The sequence below is a fragment of the Paenibacillus sp. IHBB 3054 genome, assembly GCF_051594305.1.
Classification (GTDB): domain Bacteria; phylum Bacillota; class Bacilli; order Paenibacillales; family Paenibacillaceae; genus Paenibacillus_AQ.
Window position 1 is genome coordinate 41,690 of record NZ_JBOFBG010000029.1, and the last position, 18,207, is coordinate 59,896.

The window sequence follows — 18,207 nt, forward strand, 5'->3', positions numbered from 1 at the left end:
GTTGTTATAGTGGTGCATACGGAATTTGACATAGGAAGATTGCTGCTTAATCTTTTGCTGGTTCTGGTGCTTGTATTGTTGAATGGTATATTTGTAGCGGCGGAGTTCTCGCTGGTAAAGGTCAGACAGTCGCGTCTGACCCAGCTTGTCAGTGAAGGCAACAAGATGGCTGGATACGCGCTGAAGGTCAACAAAAAGCTCGATTCCTACCTGTCAGCGACCCAGTTCGGCATTACCCTCGCCTCATTGGGTCTCGGCTGGGTCGGTGAACCGGCCATCTCAGAGCTGCTGGTCGAACCGCTAATGTTTCAACTCGGCGTCACCGATCATACACTGATTTCCACTGTGTCTGTCATTGTCGGGTTTTCCATTATTACATTTTTACATATTGTGCTGGGCGAGCTTGCTCCAAAGTCCCTGGCGATCCAAAAAACTGAAGGCTCCGCGCTGCTGCTCTCTGCACCGCTAATGTTCTTCTATAACCTGTTTCTGCCCTTTATCTGGGTGCTGAATGCATCCGCCAATGCTCTTCTTAGACTGGTGGGGGTTGAACCGGCCAGTGAAGCCGAGGCGGCTCACTCGGAAGAGGAAATCCGGATTCTGATGAATCAGAGCGCCAAGAGCGGTGTCATTGATAAAGACGAGATGAAGCTGATGGATAACATTTTTGAATTCTCCGATTTGCTGGCCCGTGAAGTCATGCTTCCGCGTACCGATATGGATGTGCTCTATAGCAATCTTACACTGGAAGAGAATATGCGGATCATTACGGAGACGAAACATTCGCGTTATCCGGTTGCCAACGAGGATAAGGACCGGATTATCGGCTTCATCCACATTACCGACCTGCTGTTCGCACCTTTAGAACAGCAGAATGATCTGGCTTCGCTGGTCCGCCCGATTCTGAACGTACCAGAGTCGATGGAGATCAGCCATGCACTGCGCCTGATGCAGAAGAACAAAGCCCAGCTTACGCTGGTTGTCGATGAATACGGCGGCACAGCCGGACTTCTGACTGCTGAGGAGATTCTTGAAGAAATTGTCGGCGATCTGCATGATGAATTCGAGGACGAACGTCCGAGCGTCGAGCGCAATGGAGATTATATCTCAGTTGAGGGCCGGATGCTGATTGAGGATGTCAACGATCTTACGGGTGTGATTATTGAGGATGATGAGGTCGATTCCATCGGCGGCTGGCTGTTCAAAGAGCTGGAGGGCAATCCGTCCAAGGGTAAGCGGGTTGTTGTGGACGATGTCACCTTTGAAGTAGAAGAATCCACCCGATTGCGGATTACAAGAATCAATATCCACCGGGAAAAGCTACTTGTCAGTGAAGAGGACGATACCGGGACAGATGAAGAAAAGGAATAAGCTTTTATGATTTTGCCGGTTCATTGCAGCATGACATTTAATAACCGTATCTTTGCATGGAGAATTCTTTCTCTTTGCAAAGGTGCGGTTTTTTTGCGTGGGCGTTCTGATTCCACCCCAGCCAGTCATAAATTAGTTACGAAGAGATGTGCGTTCAGAAGAAAAGTAAATCAAGTGAATGCTTCCTAGGCGATTTTTGTATGAAGCTGAATCAAGGAAGTATTTGCAACAAAACTTTGAGGAGGGTGTATCTATTGAACTCCCAGGAACGTGTATGGACACCGTATAGGGGACCATTTGACCCTTGTCCGCCGGTGCCGTTCAAAACGTATGTTGTGCCGCCTAACCAATTTATTGCTTTTCAGCCCCCGGGATTGCCGCAGTTTCCGTTACCTGAAGCACTAAGGGCGGGTACACTTTGGCCCGCGCTGTTCAGCCCGTATGAATCCAAAGCCGGCAAAGGAGGAATTTAGGACGATGGAAGCAAATCCTTGCGAGCCCCGTTACTATGAAATGCTGGAGCAGCTGCAGGTTCTGGATTTTGCCCTGGTGGAGCTTAACCTGTATCTGGATACCCATCCAGAGGACTTAAGAGCGATTGAACAGTTCAATCAGCTGACCCAGGAGCGCACCCGGCTGGCCAATCAATTTCAGGAGCTGTACGGCCCGCTGCAGAACTTTGGCCGCGCCTACTCCAAATGTCCGTGGGAATGGAGCCAGAGCCCTTGGCCTTGGCAGGTATAGCGGCACGCTGATCCCGGCGAAGCGGCTAGGCGAATAAAACTATAAGGAGGGTTCATTCCCGAATGTGGATATATGAAAAAAAACTGCAGTACCCGGTACGTGTCGGCAAATGCGATGTGCGGATGGCGCGGTATTTGATGGAGCAATATGGAGGCGCGGACGGGGAGCTGGCGGCAGCGCTTCGTTATATGAATCAGAGATATGCGATTCCCGATAAGGTTATCGGCGTACTCACGGACATTTCAACGGAGGAGTTTGCCCATTTAGAAATGATTGCCACCATGATCTACAAACTGACCAAGGATGCATCTGTGCAGGAGCTGGAGGCAGCGGGTCTCGGCCCTAACTATGCGCAGCGTGATCATGCGCTGTTCTATCAGAACTCCGCGGGTGTTCCGTTCACCGCGGCCTATATACAAGCCAAAGGCGATCCGCTCGCCGACCTCTACGAGGACATTGCCGCTGAAGAAAAGGCCCGGGCTACATACCAGTGGCTGATCGATATGACCGATGACGTCGACCTGCAGGACAGCCTGAAGTTCCTGCGCGAGCGGGAAATTGTGCACGCGCTAAGATTTAAGGAATCAGTGCAGATATTGATTGATGAGCGGGAGAAGAAGCGGGTGTTTTAGTAAGATGTATACATGAGGTAATTATTCAGATTGATAGAAAAGAGCCCAGAGAAGTATCTGCGGCTCTTTTCTTCTGGTAACAGTTCAATGCAGTTTCGATCAGAACCGTAAACCGTTCATTACGTAGGAGCGGACAGTATCTACAAGTAGATCGGTTCGATCTTGTTCTCCGCTTATAAACCAGTAATGCGCAGCACTATAGATCGCGGAACCTGTCATAGCCGAAATGACCCTGGTACGATGGTTGGCTGCCATACGCTGAGTATCCCCGTTCATAATTATGTTCTCGATCATTTGCTGCAGCATCTTTTTTACCTTTTCATGAACAAGCGTAGTAATAGATTTGGAGTCCATTCTGCATACCTGATAAAAATCTACGATGTAATTATATGTCAGTAAGATCAACTGCGTACATATTTCATCTGTGAACTCCTGCGCTTTGACCACTTGCTCAGGAATCATCTCTTGAAAAGCCTGTTCTGTAATTTTCTCCAGCAAAACGTATTTATCTTCATAATGGGCATAGAAGGTGGCACGGTTAATGGTAGCTCTCTGTGCTATATCTTTTATGGTAATTGCATCAAATCCTTTATACCGCAACAAATCTCTGAATGCTTCCCTAATTAACTGTCGTGTACGCAAAACTCTTGGATCTTCCTGATTTGCCATATCAATACTCCCTCTATAAACATCAGATATCTAAATGTGTTGTCTATGCAACTTTTCCTTTACTCTGCTGATTGAAATCGTAATAGTACCATACTATTATTGTATCGGACAGGTGTTGCTTAAACAAACTGTGATAGTTAACTGAAAGGAAGGATAGTATTGAACATCCAAAAAGATAGACTTTTGATAATTGGTGCTGGTGTGATTGGCAGTTTATACGCACTCAGATTTGCGCAGTCAGGACTGGACGTCACATTGCTTGCCCGGGGAAAGAGGCTGGATTCGCTTAAAGCGGATGGGCTGCGATACAACGATAATGGGACGATACAGCAAATATCTATCAAGACGATAGAAAAGCTTGCGAGCGATGATACCTACGATTTCATCTTTGTTCCTGTGCGCTATGATCAGGCAGAATCTGCCCTGTCAGCGATCAAGAATAATCAGAGCAAAACAATTATCACCTTGAGCAACACTGTGGGATATGACCGCTGGCTTGAAATCGTGGGTGATCGTTTACTTCCAGGATTCCCGGGTGCAGGTGGAGACATCAAAGACGGTGTTCTATACGCCCAATTCGGTTCCAAAACTTTTTTTGGTGAAATAAATGGACAATTGACTGAAAGAGTGACGAGGCTTGCCCAAATATTTGAAACAGTTGATTTGCCTTATGAAATACAAAAAGACATTCAAGCATTCCATGTTTCGCATGCTGCGCTCGCTGTAGTGAACAAGCATCTCTATACGAACGACGGAATGGTGGATATAGAGACAGCAAGAAACGAGAGTACTCTAAGCAAGATTGCCGCAGATATTAAACAAAATATTCATCTGGTAGCGCAAGCCGGAATTCCGGTAATTCCGCCTGAAACGAAGTTAATGGGTGAATTGCCTGTAGAAGATATTATATCCCAATACCGCCAGATGCTGAGCGATGAGTTTATCATTGATGTTAAGCTTGGAAACCAGGCTGTCAGCAGGAAGGCTGAAATAATGTTATTGGATGAGGATTTTCATAAAAAATTATCTGTTCGACAATGACATCAGCGCCGAAGAGAGCGCCCGGCCTATATTGCCGCCAAAGGCGATCCGCTGGCCGATCTCTATGAAGACATCGCCGCTGAGGAGAAAGCCCGGGCTACATACCAATGGCTGATTGATATGACCGATGACGTCGACCTGCAGGACAGCCTCAAGTTCCTGCGCGAGCGGGAGATTGTGCATGCGCTAAGATTTAAGGAGTCGGTGCAGATATTGATTGATGAGCAGGGGAAGAAGAAGGTGTTTTGATCAGCTGCAACGATGTAGTAAGCACTCGGTTTGAGATGAAAGAGCCCAGAGATAGTTCTGCGGCTCTTTTTTCATGTTCTGAAATTAAAAAAATCAACAAATAGTATACTAAGAATTTTTATTGCTAACATTGCGATGATCTTACGAACATGTTGCCGCGTTATGCTTTAATAACTAGTCCTTTAAAATTTTAATTTTTATAAAGAGGTTTCGAAGTTAACAAGAACAGACAACAAGGAGCGTGAAAGTTAGTGAGTTATCATCATCCATTTGTAAAGAGAGTATTGAGCGGGATATTGGCAATGACGGTTCTGCTCCCGCTCATTCCACCCTCCTTTTCATCGTCATCGATTGTCTATGGGGATGCAGCGGAGCCTAGCGGTATCGTCATGGCAGAAGATTTCGAAAAGGTTAACTTAGCTGACTTAACCTTTGACAGTGCACGTATTCATAGCGGCAGTATGGCGCTTGAAACGAATCCGAAATACGTTCGCAACGGGGCCAAGTCCTTACGGATTGATTATGACTTCATTGGCGTAACAGATAATCCATCCCAAGTTGCGGTAGGGCCTGCAACTCAGTTGGCGTTAACAAACAGAGTTCCCAAAAAAATCGGGATGTGGGTATACGCCAATAACGAAGGACATGGTCTAACCTCTAAGTTCTACGTTTCATCCACTGGAAAATCCAAAACGTATGAGATTAGGAGTGAAGAGGCAGGTATAGACTGGAGCGGCTGGAAGTATGTAGAGGCTGAAATAGGGGCTGATTTGACTCTGCCGGGCACCCTGGCGTTCTACTTCCAGATGAAAGAAAGACAAATGAGCAAAAAGAATAAAGGCTCGGTTTGGATTGACGACGTCAGGCTCATTTATGATGAACCGGTGGATGAAGATATGGATGTTCCTGTGTTAAGTCCAACTACACCCACTCCCAATCAAACCTTGAACGCGCCCGTCTCCGACATTATCCTGTCAGCGGATGATACTAAGTCGGGTATTGATCCCGACTCGATCCGGTTAACCGTGAATGGTCAGTCTGTTGCACCGGCGGCCTATGCATATGATCTGAATAATAAGGTGATAACCTATCACCCGGATATACCGCTCGGCGGCGGCTATCATCAAGTGCTGGCAGAGGTTAAAGATCTGGCCGGCAATCCGGCAGCAGCAGAGTATGCTTTTAATATTGAGCATGGCGCCATGTTTACATTAGAAGCTCCAGCGGAAGCTGTCAGCAACGAGACCTACCGGTTGAAGCTCGAGGCGAAGGATGTAGGCGAAGCCAAGCGCGTGCATGCTAAGATCAAGTTCGATCCGGAGACGCTGCAAGCGAATGCTATTAACGCACGTTCCGATTTAAGCAATGTGCAGACTACCATCGATAATGCAGGCGGTTATGTTGAATTTAGTGCAGAGGGACTGCAAGGCGACCATGCAGATGCTCTGGCAATCATCGATTTCGAAGTGAATAGATCCGCGAAGATGGAACGTGGCGAGACGTATAAGCATATTGCCATGGTGGGGGGCGGCTTTGGGTATGACGGCGGCCCTTCGGTGAATTCCTTTGCCTCACCGGTTAATTATACGATCGGGTTTCCGTACACTCTAAAAGTTAAGGGATCAGGCCTGCAAACACAGAATATAATCACCGTCACAACTCACGCAGGAGATCCGGTAGAAGGAGCGGAAATTGATTTTACCGATGCAAGCGGCCCTCAGACTTATGTGACCGTAACAGCTGAGGGTTCCAATATATATACGAGCGCTGATAGTTCGTCCGCAGTGTTGCTGGCGGCAGAGAAAAACGGGCAATTTTTCGCCGCAACAGGAAGTACATCCGGATTCGTAAAAGTGTATATGCCGGATGGAACCAAGACCGGTTACATACCATCCGCTAATGTACAGCAGAAGGATCTTACCGAAGGGTTGGGCTTGACGGATGCCAGGGGAGAGATCCATACGTCACTAGCTAACCTTGCAATAGGCACCTGGAAAGTGCAAGCGGTCAAGGATGGCGGTACCAGCGAGAGTATCAGCATGACCGTTGTTTCTCAGTTTGGTGGAGACGATCCGAAATATGTACAAACCTTTGTTACCGAAGATATGAGTACAATGATGAGTGTAGGGTGGCAGACGGCACCTAGAGTTCAACAAACTTCTATCCAATATGTGAAAGATAGCGATTTAGTTAATAGTGACTTGAGTAATGTACCGGAAAAAGCGGTAGAGCAGCTTGCGCTTTCTGATGTGGAGGTCATTCATGAGGTCGCAGGTGGGCCTCTGGGCGAAATTAAGTTCCATAAATCATTGGTTACTGGCCTCGAGTCAGGTACGGATTATCATTACAGAGTCGGCTACGAAGGACATTGGAGTACATGGTACGATTACAAGACATTGGAGGTAGTACCGGATCATCCCGTTTCTTTTGTATTTGTAACAGATTCGCATACCAAAGGTGATAATGGGCTTGCAATTTATCAACAATTGATCAGCAATGCTTTAACTAATTATCCGGACACCCAGTTCATTATGCATGGCGGCGATATGGTTGACGATGGGTCGATCTTGAATGAGTGGAACCAGTTCTGGGAAGCTTCATCGATCTACGCATCCTCTATTCCTTCTGGTTACACAATGGGGAATCATGATGTTAAAGGGGAAGGCAAAGATATTTTTGCGAAGGGATTAGATCTTCCAAATAATGGGCCTGATATCCAGAAGGAGTATGCATATTCGTTCGATTCAGGCGAGGTGCATTTCATTGTGCTGAACTCCGAAGCAGACGAAGTAACCATGGACAAGCAAGCAGCATGGCTTCGTGAGGATATTCAAAAAAGTAATAAAAAATGGAAGATTGTTATGTTCCATAAACCTGCTTATCATACCGAAGATGGACGCGGCAATATGATCGAATATACACAAACATATTTTGCCCCTATTCTGGAAGAATTGAAAGTAGACTTGGTGCTGGAAGGCCACGACCACGTGTACGCGCGCACCTATCCAATGAGTGAAGGGAAGCCATTGTTGAACGGAGAGCAGGGGACTGTCTATTTGGACGGAGGCGCATCTGGCTGGAAGTTCTACGATGGAACAAAATATGAGTATCTGAATTTCATGTTTGACGATGATGTTCCGGTATACTCTGCAATTCAAGTTAGCCATGATAAAATTATAATTCAAGCTCGTACTACGGAAAGCGAAGAATTGATCGACAACTACACGATTGAGAAGAAGGATGAGCTAAAGGTAACTTCCGTGGCAGTATCACCGGCCCAATTGACGTTAAATGTCGGTGACGAGCGCGGGACTGTACTTACCGCTACCTATAGCGATAACTCCGCTGTCGATGTCACGAATCAAGCAACATGGACTTCTTCGAATGAGAGTGTAGCTACGGTAGATGCCAAAGGCATCATTCATGCTGTTGGAATTGGCGGGGCTACAATCCAGGCGAGTTACGGCAACATGCCGCCAGTCAATATTTCTGTAACCGTTCAGGCCAAAGGTACGGTTCCTGTTCTGCTTAAGCTGACAGCCGATCCAGGCACTCACACATTGCAAGCGGGTCAGACAGCTGCTTCTGTTATCACGGCAGTATATGACAATGCAGTGAATACAGTTGTAACGGATCAGGTCATTTGGACGACTTCGGACCCTGCCATTGCCTCGGTATCGGGTGAGGGTGTTATTACGGGCATTGCAGTGGGTGAAGGGGTAACGATCACGGCTTCGTTCGGCGGCAAATCAATTGCGATTCCAATTGTGGTTACTGAGGTGCCAATTCTGACCTTGGTTGATCTGGCTGTAACACCTGCTTCGCTCTCCTTGAAAGCAGGTCAAAAGCAAGCCTTGTCGGTGACGGCAAAGTATTCGGATCTTTCTACTGCCCTTAAGACCTTGGATGCGAATTATGTATCGAGCGCGACTTCTGTTGCTACTGTGAGTGAGACAGGGGTAGTGACAGCGGCTGGCACGGGGACGGCCTCGATCGTAATATCCTTTGGGGGAATCAAGAAGGAGATTTCGGTTTCGGTAACGGCGGCCACAGGCAACAACAATGGAGGCACGACACCGGCAGCAACGCCGACAGCAACACCGGCACCAACAACACCACCACCAACAACAACGCCGACAGCAACACCAGCTGTAACTGCTGCGCCTGCGAAGCCAACCGGAGTGAAACCTGTGTTCAACGATAGAGTAAACATAGATAAGGTTAAAGCTATCGTGGCGAAAGAGCGAACAGCTTCTGTTGTTAAATTCCCGGACGTACCTGCAGCTCTGTGGAGTGCATCGTTCGTTGAACGTGCGGCCCTGATGGGGATCGTAACTGGCTATGTGGATGGTTCATACCGTCCTGACGCCAAAGTAACGCGCGCTGAGTTTGCTGCAATGCTTGTAAAAGCTTTTGGTCTGACAGCTTCGGGTGGTACCGGATTCTCTGATACGCAAGGACATTGGGCTTCGGAGGCGATTGTTGCGCTTCAAGATAATGGAGTGATTATGGGCTACGCCGATGGTTCATTCCATCCCAAGCAGGAGATAACCCGTGCGGAGATTGTGACTATGCTGGCTCGTCTTACGAACTATGTTACCAGCACATCGACGCAATTTTCCGACGTCTCTACGAACTGGGCAGCAGAGCAAATCAATGCCTTCGCTAATGCAGGTATCGTATCGGGTAAAGGCAACGGAGCGTTCAAACCGAACGAAGCTGCTTCCCGCGCCGAATCAGTAGTGATGATCATCCGTCTCTTGGATAAGGTCCTTGCACCATAAGAAGCAGTTCAATTTCTCATTGTGGAGTTTAACGACTAAGGCTTATGTAAATAAACTGAATAAAACGAGCAGCCCAAGCCGGGTTGCTCGTTTTGCTGGTTGTATCAGGGCGATCCGTTGGCCGACCTCTATGAAGACATCGCTGCCGAAGAGAAAGCCCTGGCTACATACCAATGGCTGGGCCTACTTTTTCCCAACGGTGAAACCGGAAGTACACCCTTTGTCCGATTGTCCTCTCTAATCTCTTTTGTAATATCTTAGAAAATGGATAAGCTCACAATTTTATCATCTACAATGCTGAAGTGATATTCCAGCAATAACGGATCGGGTAAACCTGTTTTGTCATAAGTTCCATCCAACTTGCATGTTACAACAACCTCATCCTTATTTTCTTTTACTGCTTTTGGCTCTAACGTTACGTTTGCTCCAAAATGGTATTGATCACTCCATTTTTTAATCGCTTTTTGGCCAATCCGCTTTTTTCCTTCATCCAACACAACGGCATCTTCTGAAAAGCAGTTTACAAATGCTTCCGGATCGGGCTTATTCGCTGCATCAATAAATTTACTGATCGCAGCAGGGATCTGATCGATTTCCATTATTTCTCCCCCTTATTTAGTTTGAACAATTAAACTGTCGGAATGGTACCGCCATCAATGACATATTCGCTTCCTGTAATGGATGCTGCACGGTCAGAAACCAAAAATGCAACCAGCTCAGCGACTTCTTCAGGTAATCCCGGCCTGCCAATTGGAATACCTCCGAGCGAATCCATAAGCTGCTGGAGCGCACTTTCTCTGCTTCCTGTTGTAGTTTCCATCCGATCAATTAACGCATCTGCTGCCTCAGTTTGAATAAAACCAGGAGACAATGAATTAATCCGAATGCCACGGGGAGAAAATTCATTAGAAAGTCCCTTGCTGTAATTAGCGAGAGCAGCTTTAGCTGCTGCATAAGCTAATGTAGTTTCATAAAGGGGCAATCTTCTTTGGATTGAGGTGAAATGAAGAATAACACCTGATTTATTTTCCAACATTAATGGAATAAGGCCGCGATCAAGCCGGACTGCGGCCAGAAGATTCCAATTTAAAGCCTGCAGCCAATCGTCATCGCTAAGAACAAGAGCGCCACCTGGCGGAGTAGTTGATCCGCCTACACAATGGACAATAATATCGATACCGCCAAGCTGTTCTTTCACTGCTGTAATCACTTGCTCTACCCCTTCAGGTGACACAAGATCAGCTTGAACGAATTTAACCGAATGTGCCATGTCAGCAGAAACGGAACGGGCCGTTGTCAGGACTGTTGCTCCGCTGCTTGCAAGTCTATTTACAACAGCTTGTCCCATTCCTTTTGTTCCGCCCGTTACAAGCACTTTCTTGCCTTTAAATTCTGTTGCCGAGTACTCAAATGATCTACTCATATCTATACCTCCTTATAATGAATAACTGAATCCGTGTGTTCAGCGCTCAGTCCCTTAAACCTTTATGTAATGTTCAAGAGGAGCTGGATATAATATTACACTTGACTCTTTTATAACGTCCAATTTATTATATTCATGAAACTTATGAATAATATTAATATAAAGAAGGTCATGTTATGGAGCTTACACAATTAGAGTACTTTATGACTGTTGCACGGTTAGAACACATGACGATGGCTTCAAAGGCACTCGGCATTACCCAGCCAGCGCTAAGTCATGCGATTGCCAAACTCGAGAACGAAATCGGCGCTCCCTTGTTTGAGCGCAATGGGCGAAATGTGAAGCTGAACCGTAATGGTGCAATGTTCTCTAAATGGGTCGGCAAAGCACTGCAAAATATTGAAAACGGCGTAAAAGAAATCGAAGAATGGTCTAACCCGGATACGGGGGTTATTACTTTATCCTATCTCAATATTCTTGGCGTTGACTTAATTCCCCATTTGGTCCGAAGCTATCAATTAGACTATCCCAAAGTCCGCTTTGAATTGACACAAGGGAATCTTGGAGATATAGATGAACATTTGGAACAAGGTCACTCGGATCTTATGATTACATCGAAGGAATCTACTTTAGATAATCATAAATGGGTGATTATTCGAAATATACCATTGTTTATTGTTGTATCCTCCCAGCATCATTTAGCGAATCGTCCAGCTTTGAGTTTGGCAGAGCTGTCGGGCGAACCATTCATTGGTTTGAAAAACAACTGCGGATTAAAAGCGACGATTATGTCGCGTTTCCAACATACTGGTTTTGTCCTTGATTCGGCGTATGAAGCCGAGGACTTAATCACAGTAGCCGGATTTATTAATTCAAATCTCGGTGTATCTGTCCTGCCTAAGACTATCGGATTGATGTTGGATGAACTTGTTTGGATTCCAATTACTGATGAGGGTTGGTATTGGGAAATAGGCTTAAAGTGGAGAGAGGATCGTCATATTTCTCCAACTGCCAAGCGGTTTATTGCATACATTGAAAATGAACAGCAACGACTTGATTGATGTCACGGTTAAGGCCGTTTTTTATTGAGTGGTAACGACCCGCTGGTTGATTTGTACGAGGACTATAAAAAAGAATCAAACAGCGCCTGATTCGGGTTGTTTGAGTCTTTTAAATTGTCTTGATGGGTTGTACAGATATGTAGCTCTTATACGTTATAGCCGAAGCCTAGGATCGTGAAGCATTTGTCCTCATCACCAGCGGCCATTCTTATTTCTATCACATGCTCCAAGTTAAGCTCATCCTGGTACAGGATAACCGGGTTGCAGTGTGTCCAGTTGTTCTCATGCGGATCAGCAGTGACCACCAGTTTGCCATCGACGAGAATGTCCGCTTTTCCAAACTCGGGACTGCCTGAATCCTTGTATACCAGGATAAGGTTTTTGCTTGTTATTGTCAGCTTGAAGCTGTCCTGCCCCGAAGCAGCCTCATGCATCCAGTTATGCGGAAATTCTGGGGTCCCGTAAGGGTTCGCGTCCATTTCCACCATCTGCAATTCCGTATCGCTTCCCGAAAAACCGCCTGCTTCAACGCTGGCAGCGCCTATATGGCTGTTGCGGTCCAGCAGCCGGGTGCAGGCAAAATCATTCCCCAGAACCGGCGGTTTATCCAGTGTGATATCCTCGCTGTTCATAAGCGATTTATAGGTCTCGGAGAATAAGAAGGCGAGGCAATCCGCCATTACCCGGTGACCCTCATTCGTGGGATGATAGATATCATAGAAAAATTGCCTTTTCGATATGATATTACCTTCAGCCTTGCTCAGACGGAACTGTTCTGTCACAGCGTTCTTTACACTGACCATAGGGAGATGATAGTGCATGCCTACGGGGGAGAGCCGTTCCTGGAGGTTCCAGTCATTCACAAAAACACTGAACAGCAGGATCACGGCCGGCTGGTTGCTCGCGGAAAGGATCTTCAGGCAGAGGCTTTCAAAGCAGTTGCCCTTTGTTTCATCGCCCTCGTCATTTACCGCGAATTCCACCACTACGATGTCCGGTGTTACGGCACCGTCCCTGAGAATATCTCTTTCATAGCGGATGACCCCAAGCTCCGATGGCGTTCCGCCTACTCCGGCCTTCACATAATGAATGTTCTCTCCGCCGTCCTTGCCGAACAGTTCCTTAAATCTTAAATAGGACTGATAGGCATAACACTCGGTATGTATAGGCTTGGCCCCCGCACCTTGAGTGATCGAACCTCCGATGTATGCGATCGTGACGTCCTCGCCTTTCACTGCTTTTGCTATCGCTGCCTTCAATCTTGTATTATTGCCTGAATGTATCAAGGACTTTGCGATCATGTCCCCGTATTCATTCGAGCCGAACGAAACCGAGGGTTCAGCAGTAAGTTCAGGCACGGCATAACCGTCATTCAGATAGAAAATAATGCTAACCGTCGCCAACTCACCCTCCCGGCTGAATTCAAAGGCAAATTTGCCGGGAGACTCATCATCCTCGGACCATGTGTAATCCTCTAGCTTGAGCATGATTTCGGTTCCGTCGCTTGGGCAGGGAACAACTAGCCGGGTGCCTGTTTCATACTTGCTCGTTCTGCCCCAGTTCTGGAGATGGAAAGACACCTCGGCATCTGCCCTGGCTGTCTTTACGGACACCCCGATACTATGAACCAGACGGCGAAATCCAGTCCAGCTCCCCAAAAGATCCAGAATCTTCTCATCTGTGACCCCACCTATATATTTGGCCTTATCTATCAGATAGTTGCCTTCGAGATAAACTTCCTGTGAAGGCCTGCACTGAGCCCGTGCTGTCGCCTCAATAGCTGTTTCAAACAGCACGAAAAATCCGCTTCTTTTCTGAGCCGGGTCCTTGGGTGCCTTAGGACCTTCAATTCTACCGGCAGAATGGACCTTGCTATTGTCTTCCACTTTAAACCAGCCTCACTTTCCAATGCCAACGTGTAAACACTTTCATTATAGACTTGAAATCCAGGAGAGCTCAACGATATTCATAAATCCCAATAGTTATTACAATAAGTCCTTTAGTTTGTGTATGTTGATTGAAACCGCTTTAATTATATAATGTGCCTAAGCAGAGTTCTGTCTGGACTTACATTCCTGAAGTTACATTAACAAAGAAAAACAAGGAGCGACATTAGAATGATAACTAATCGTACAATGCCCGGTTCCTCGCCGGCCAAACAATTTACGCTTGTAAAAGAGGGGGACGCGGGCAAGATTTACATAGATCCCAAGGGGGAGGATTACGACGGATTGCGCCGGGTAGCCAAGTCATTTGCAGCAGATGTGCATCTCGTGACGGGTACAGAGCCTTCCATCCTTACACAAAAGGAGCACCTGGCTGGAACGGCTGTTATTGCCGGATCGATTGGCAGCAATGATGTCATTGATACGTTAATTGCAGAGGGGGTTCTGGATGTATCCTCTATTCAGGGCAAGCGGGAGTGCTACCGGATTCAGACGGTGGAACATCCGGTTCCCGGAGTAGATCAGGCGCTGGTGATCGCCGGGAGTGATAAGCGGGGCACGATATACGGCATCTATGCAATTTCCGAAAGGATTGGAGTCAGCCCGTGGGTATACTGGGGGGATGTTGTCCCGGACAAGAAGCCGCTGCTGGCTTTTTCCGCAGAACAGCTCAATATCACATCCAAGGAACCCTCCGTCAAATACAGAGGGATATTTCTGAATGACGACTGGCCCTCCCTGGGCTCTTGGGTGACTCAGGCGTTTGGCGACTTCAACGAACAGTTCTACGACAAGGTATTTGAGCTGATTCTCAGACTGAAAGGGAATTATTTATGGCCGGCCATGTGGAGCGCTGAATTCAGCCTGAACGGCAAGAGCAGCCCGATCGCCAACGCCCGGCATGCTGAAGCATACGGCATCATCATGGGAACCTCCCATCATGAACCTCTGTTCCGGGCAGGCAGCGAATGGCAGAAGGTATACAAGCAGTATGGAACAAGCAACCTGTGGGATTTTGCCCGGAATAAACAGGCGATCATCGATTTCTGGGAAGACGGAATCAAGCGTAATAAGAGCTTTCATAACCTGATCACCCTCGGCATGCGGGGGGAGGCCGATTCCGCCCTGGAGGGTTCTGACCGGGAGAATATTGAACTGCTTAAGGACATCATCCTGACCCAGAAAGACTTACTACGGAAATATAATCTGGACCATGCGCCGCAAATTCTCGCCGTATACAAGGAAGTAGAGAAATACTGGTACGGCACTGCAGAGGTAAAGGGACTGAAGGACTGGGAGGTCCTGAAGGATGTTACGATTCTGCTGGCTGACGACAACTTCGGCAATCTGCGGAAAATCCCCGCGGTACACGAACAGCACCGCAGTGCTGGCTGGGGCATGTATTATCATTTTGACTATCATGGCGGTCCGCATTCCTATGAATGGGTGAATACCATTCCGCTGGAGAAGATTTGGGAGCAAATGTCCATGGCGTTCGATTACGGCATCCGCGAGGTATGGGTCGTTAATGTAGGAGACCTTAAGCCCATGGAATTGCCGATATCCTACTTTCTGGATCTGGCATATGACTTTGAAGCTTGGGGGAGCCGTGCAATCAACCGGACTGGCGAATATACCAGACGGTGGGTGGAGCAGCAATTCGGCCATTCTCTGGAGGTAGGAAGTGTAGAAGGAATCGGCCAGTTGTTATCGGATTACACTAGAATGAACGGCCGGCGCAAACCGGAAATTATCAGCACTTCAACCTTTAGTCTTATGAACGGTCACGAGGCGCAGAGAGTTTTGCAGCTGGCGCTTGGAATTGAGAACGCAGCCGATACCTATAATGCGTTGATCCCTGAATCGCAGAAGGATGCCTATTATCAGCTCGTCTATTATCCTGCGGTAGCTTCGGCCAATGTGGTCAAAATGCATATCTATGCCGGACTGAGCAAGCTGTATGCTGAGCGGGGCAGTGTTCTGGCCAATACCTATGCGAAGTTGACAACGGAAGCAATCGAGCGGGATAAGGAACTGGAGCATTATTATAATACCCGGCTTTCAGGAGGGAAATGGCAGGGGATGATGAGTTCCGCTCATGTCGGGTATGTCCACTGGGATGCGGAAGGGTGGAAGTATCCGGCGGTGCACACCATAATTCCTGATCAGGATTCTCAAATGATCGTTGATGTAGAGGGAACGGATCAAGGATATGTTACGGGTACGGCTACTCTACCGGTATTCAGCAATCTGCACCAAGAGACGTATGAGATCACGATCAGCAATGGCGGAGCGGCGGGCTTCATGTATCGGGCAGACTGCAATGCGGACTGGATCAGGCTGGATAGCACGCAGGAGTGGGTGGACACAGGGAAGACGATACAGGTAAGTGTGGACTGGGAGAAAGCAAAGGGGAAGGAATCGGGCGAAATTACCCTCACCGGTGCCGGAGGAACGGTTAGGATCGAGGTATCCTTGGACTGGTTTGACCTCCGGGAGGTGCCGCCGGCAACCTTTATTGAAGCTCATAATATCGTGGCGATTGAGGCGGAGCATGCCCTAAGCCGTTTTTCGAAATCCGGAGTTGAATGGAGGATTATCGAGAACTATGGCCGTTCTTTATCCTCAGTCAAAATGTTCCCGGACGGAGCATCTTTTGCCGGGCCGGAGCATGCGCCATATCTGGAGTACCGGATTCTGGTACGTCAGGACGGGGAGTACACCTTGACCGCCTATCTTGCCCCGACGAACAATCTGTCACCGGTCAGAGGAATGAAATATGCGGCAGGTTTTGATGGCGAAACTCCGGTGATTGCGGACGCCCTGCCGCCGGACTATGAAGGAGGCAACCATGACAATGAACCTTGGTGCCGCGCCGTAATGGACAATATTCATATGCCTGTCACCCGTCATACGCTGACCCAAGGCGTGCATACTCTCCGTTTTTACGGACTCACTGCCGGCCTGGTTGTGCAAAAGCTGGTGCTGTCTGCTACCATGCTGCCCTATTCCTACCTTGGGCCGGAGGAGAGCTACAGTACAGGCCAGGCGAAGGTTCAGATGCGTTTTTTGATGTGATAGACAATGAGCAGCATTAGCGGGAAAACGATGGAATAGGTGAAGTCCCAGTCTACCCAGGAGGCGGGGACTTCTTTGACGTAGAAAATAATATCTTTTGCAATCAGATGGGTCAGCCCGTAAATCAAAAATGCCACCGGAAAAATTAGGGGACGGTATGATTTCAGCTTCAGCAGCTGGGCGGTCCCTAAGACAAAGGCGTAGAAGTAAAGCGCTGTTTTGAAATAGGTGCTAATAATCCATGTGGTAGCCATTAAAGCCTCAATCCGCTGCAGAAAATTGGCAATGTTGATTCTTTGGGCAAGAATATAGGCTGCATAGAAGTTGTGCTCGGAGAAATAAGCCCCAAGCACAGTCAGGGAAAGAAACAAAATAAGGTTCAGTCCAACCCCTCCGATGAGCAGGGCGATGAATATATCCCGGCTTGTATTGCTTTGTTTTTTGGCATAGGGATACACCATGAAGAATACGCATAATTCCCCAAACGGATAAAACACCCCGAAAAAGACTGTGTGCAGCATGTCAGGAAACGGTGTATTCATAATCGGATAGATCTGCTCTATACGCATATCGGGAATCAGCAGAGCGAGCAGACCGATCAGAAAAACCGTAAAGAACGGGAGGAAAATCTGGGCCGCCCGCCCCAGTGTTTCCAGACCCAGTCTTAATCCATACACCAGCAGAAAAATGGCCATGAAACGGATAACTCCCCCGGGGGTAGCCTCGTAAATCTGTGTGGACATAAAATCTTCAATTTCCCTGACATAGGTAGAGGCAGCAATGAGAAAAAAGATTAAATAACTCAGAGCTACCGCTCCACCCACCCATTTTCCTAAAATTTGTTGTGAAAGCTCGATAATTGTTTTATTAGGATCAATATTGGCTGTAGTTATCATCAGCTTTAGGGTTGCGAGACCCAAGGGAATACTAATGAGGCCTGCGATCCACGCATCTTCGTGAGCTCCTGCTGTCATTATCGAAGGATATACAAGCGCCATGTCCCCAATAAGAGTGAAAAGCCCGAGTACTATCATTTGAGCTGTACTGATCTGGTCCTTTTCAAGTCTCATTTGATTCCTCCGTATCTGCTGCAAGCACTCTTCAGCGTTTCAATATTATTTTCCTTAGCATGCAATATCCTTCCATAATTATGCACCCTAAACAAAATAGAGGTGGAATCGGGATAATTATCAAATTTCGCATCATACT

At 47.4% G+C, this 18,207-nt stretch carries 13 protein-coding genes and 2 pseudogenes; 10 read left to right on the top strand and 5 right to left on the bottom strand.

Annotated elements, in window-relative coordinates; translation table 11 throughout:
* Nucleotides 1–12 precede the first annotated feature (12 nt).
* The 4 genes from ACQ76X_RS24965 (at nt 13) to ACQ76X_RS24980 (ending at nt 2,747) form a co-directional block, all read left to right on the top strand.
* Nucleotides 13–1,371 (top strand): hemolysin family protein, encoded by a 1,359-nt coding sequence (locus ACQ76X_RS24965; protein WP_438496475.1) that lies wholly within the window; start codon nt 13–15, stop codon nt 1,369–1,371.
* Between the two features lie 254 nt (nt 1,372–1,625).
* Entirely contained in the window at nt 1,626–1,844 is a 219-nt protein-coding gene (locus ACQ76X_RS24970; RefSeq protein ID WP_341377872.1) for a spore coat associated protein CotJA, read from the top strand.
* A 4-nt stretch (nt 1,845–1,848) separates the two neighbouring features.
* Entirely contained in the window at nt 1,849–2,115 is a 267-nt protein-coding gene (locus tag ACQ76X_RS24975) for a spore coat protein CotJB (RefSeq protein WP_038588588.1), read from the top strand.
* Between the two features lie 62 nt (nt 2,116–2,177).
* Nucleotides 2,178–2,747 carry a manganese catalase family protein gene (locus ACQ76X_RS24980; protein ID WP_341091374.1) on the top strand — a complete coding sequence of 190 codons (570 nt, stop codon included), beginning with the start codon at nt 2,178–2,180 and terminating at the stop codon, nt 2,745–2,747.
* Between the two features lie 99 nt (nt 2,748–2,846).
* Here ACQ76X_RS24980 and ACQ76X_RS24985 read toward each other — a convergent pair whose 3' ends face one another.
* Complete coding sequence (locus tag ACQ76X_RS24985) at nt 2,847–3,416, bottom strand: TetR/AcrR family transcriptional regulator (protein ID WP_438496430.1); 570 nt, start codon at nt 3,414–3,416, stop codon at nt 2,847–2,849.
* Nucleotides 3,417–3,575: 159 nt separating this feature from the next.
* Here ACQ76X_RS24985 and ACQ76X_RS24990 point away from each other — a divergent pair, with 159 nt between their 5' ends.
* From ACQ76X_RS24990 to ACQ76X_RS25005, 4 genes and pseudogenes are all read left to right on the top strand, one after another.
* Complete coding sequence (locus tag ACQ76X_RS24990) at nt 3,576–4,457, top strand: ketopantoate reductase family protein (protein ID WP_438496432.1); 882 nt, start codon at nt 3,576–3,578, stop codon at nt 4,455–4,457.
* 24 nt (nt 4,458–4,481) lie between these two features.
* Nucleotides 4,482–4,706, top strand: a pseudogene (locus ACQ76X_RS24995) (manganese catalase family protein); the annotation flags it as partial.
* Between the two features lie 251 nt (nt 4,707–4,957).
* Nucleotides 4,958–9,490, top strand: a complete 4,533-nt coding sequence (locus tag ACQ76X_RS25000; protein WP_438496433.1) for an S-layer homology domain-containing protein — start codon at nt 4,958–4,960, stop codon at nt 9,488–9,490.
* A gap of 105 nt (nt 9,491–9,595) precedes the next feature.
* Nucleotides 9,596–9,670, top strand: a pseudogene (locus tag ACQ76X_RS25005) (spore coat protein CotJC); the annotation flags it as partial.
* Nucleotides 9,671–9,747: 77 nt separating this feature from the next.
* Here the strand turns inward: ACQ76X_RS25005 and ACQ76X_RS25010 are convergent.
* Together ACQ76X_RS25010 and ACQ76X_RS25015 are read right to left on the bottom strand one after the other, a co-directional pair.
* Nucleotides 9,748–10,089, bottom strand: coding sequence for a nuclear transport factor 2 family protein (locus ACQ76X_RS25010; RefSeq protein WP_438496435.1), 342 nt, complete (start codon nt 10,087–10,089; stop codon nt 9,748–9,750).
* Nucleotides 10,090–10,118: 29 nt separating this feature from the next.
* Nucleotides 10,119–10,913 (bottom strand): SDR family oxidoreductase, encoded by a 795-nt coding sequence (locus ACQ76X_RS25015; RefSeq protein WP_438496436.1) that lies wholly within the window; start codon nt 10,911–10,913, stop codon nt 10,119–10,121.
* A gap of 176 nt (nt 10,914–11,089) precedes the next feature.
* Here ACQ76X_RS25015 and ACQ76X_RS25020 point away from each other — a divergent pair, with 176 nt between their 5' ends.
* A complete protein-coding gene (locus ACQ76X_RS25020; RefSeq protein ID WP_438496438.1) occupies nt 11,090–11,974 on the top strand; it encodes a LysR family transcriptional regulator in 885 nt (294 codons plus the stop codon).
* A 146-nt stretch (nt 11,975–12,120) separates the two neighbouring features.
* Here the strand turns inward: ACQ76X_RS25020 and ACQ76X_RS25025 are convergent, their stop codons facing one another.
* Nucleotides 12,121–13,860 (bottom strand): SGNH/GDSL hydrolase family protein, encoded by a 1,740-nt coding sequence (locus ACQ76X_RS25025; RefSeq protein WP_438496439.1) that lies wholly within the window; start codon nt 13,858–13,860, stop codon nt 12,121–12,123.
* A gap of 231 nt (nt 13,861–14,091) precedes the next feature.
* Here ACQ76X_RS25025 and ACQ76X_RS25030 point away from each other — a divergent pair, with 231 nt between their 5' ends.
* Nucleotides 14,092–16,998, top strand: coding sequence for a glycosyl hydrolase 115 family protein (locus ACQ76X_RS25030; protein WP_438496441.1), 2,907 nt, complete (start codon nt 14,092–14,094; stop codon nt 16,996–16,998).
* On the opposite strand, the gene ACQ76X_RS25035 is transcribed toward ACQ76X_RS25030, so the two are convergent.
* Nucleotides 16,977–18,068, bottom strand: coding sequence for a GerAB/ArcD/ProY family transporter (locus ACQ76X_RS25035; protein ID WP_438496442.1), 1,092 nt, complete (start codon nt 18,066–18,068; stop codon nt 16,977–16,979). The genes ACQ76X_RS25030 and ACQ76X_RS25035 overlap by 22 nt on opposite strands.
* Between the last annotated feature and the right edge of the window lie 139 nt (nt 18,069–18,207).

Excerpts from the sequence above, each read along its gene's own strand:
- ACQ76X_RS24975 (WP_038588588.1), top strand. The coding sequence starts at position 1,849 with ATGGAAGCAAATCCTTGCGAGCCCCGTTACTATGAAATGCTGGAGCAG.
- ACQ76X_RS24980 (WP_341091374.1), top strand. The coding sequence starts at position 2,178 with ATGTGGATATATGAAAAAAAACTGCAGTACCCGGTACGTGTCGGCAAA.
- ACQ76X_RS24985 (WP_438496430.1), bottom strand. The coding sequence starts at position 3,416 with ATGGCAAATCAGGAAGATCCAAGAGTTTTGCGTACACGACAGTTAATT.
- ACQ76X_RS25010 (WP_438496435.1), bottom strand. The coding sequence starts at position 10,089 with ATGGAAATCGATCAGATCCCTGCTGCGATCAGTAAATTTATTGATGCA.
- ACQ76X_RS25015 (WP_438496436.1), bottom strand. The coding sequence starts at position 10,913 with ATGAGTAGATCATTTGAGTACTCGGCAACAGAATTTAAAGGCAAGAAA.
- ACQ76X_RS25020 (WP_438496438.1), top strand. The coding sequence starts at position 11,090 with ATGGAGCTTACACAATTAGAGTACTTTATGACTGTTGCACGGTTAGAA.
- ACQ76X_RS25030 (WP_438496441.1), top strand. The coding sequence starts at position 14,092 with ATGATAACTAATCGTACAATGCCCGGTTCCTCGCCGGCCAAACAATTT.
- ACQ76X_RS25035 (WP_438496442.1), bottom strand. The coding sequence starts at position 18,068 with ATGAGACTTGAAAAGGACCAGATCAGTACAGCTCAAATGATAGTACTC.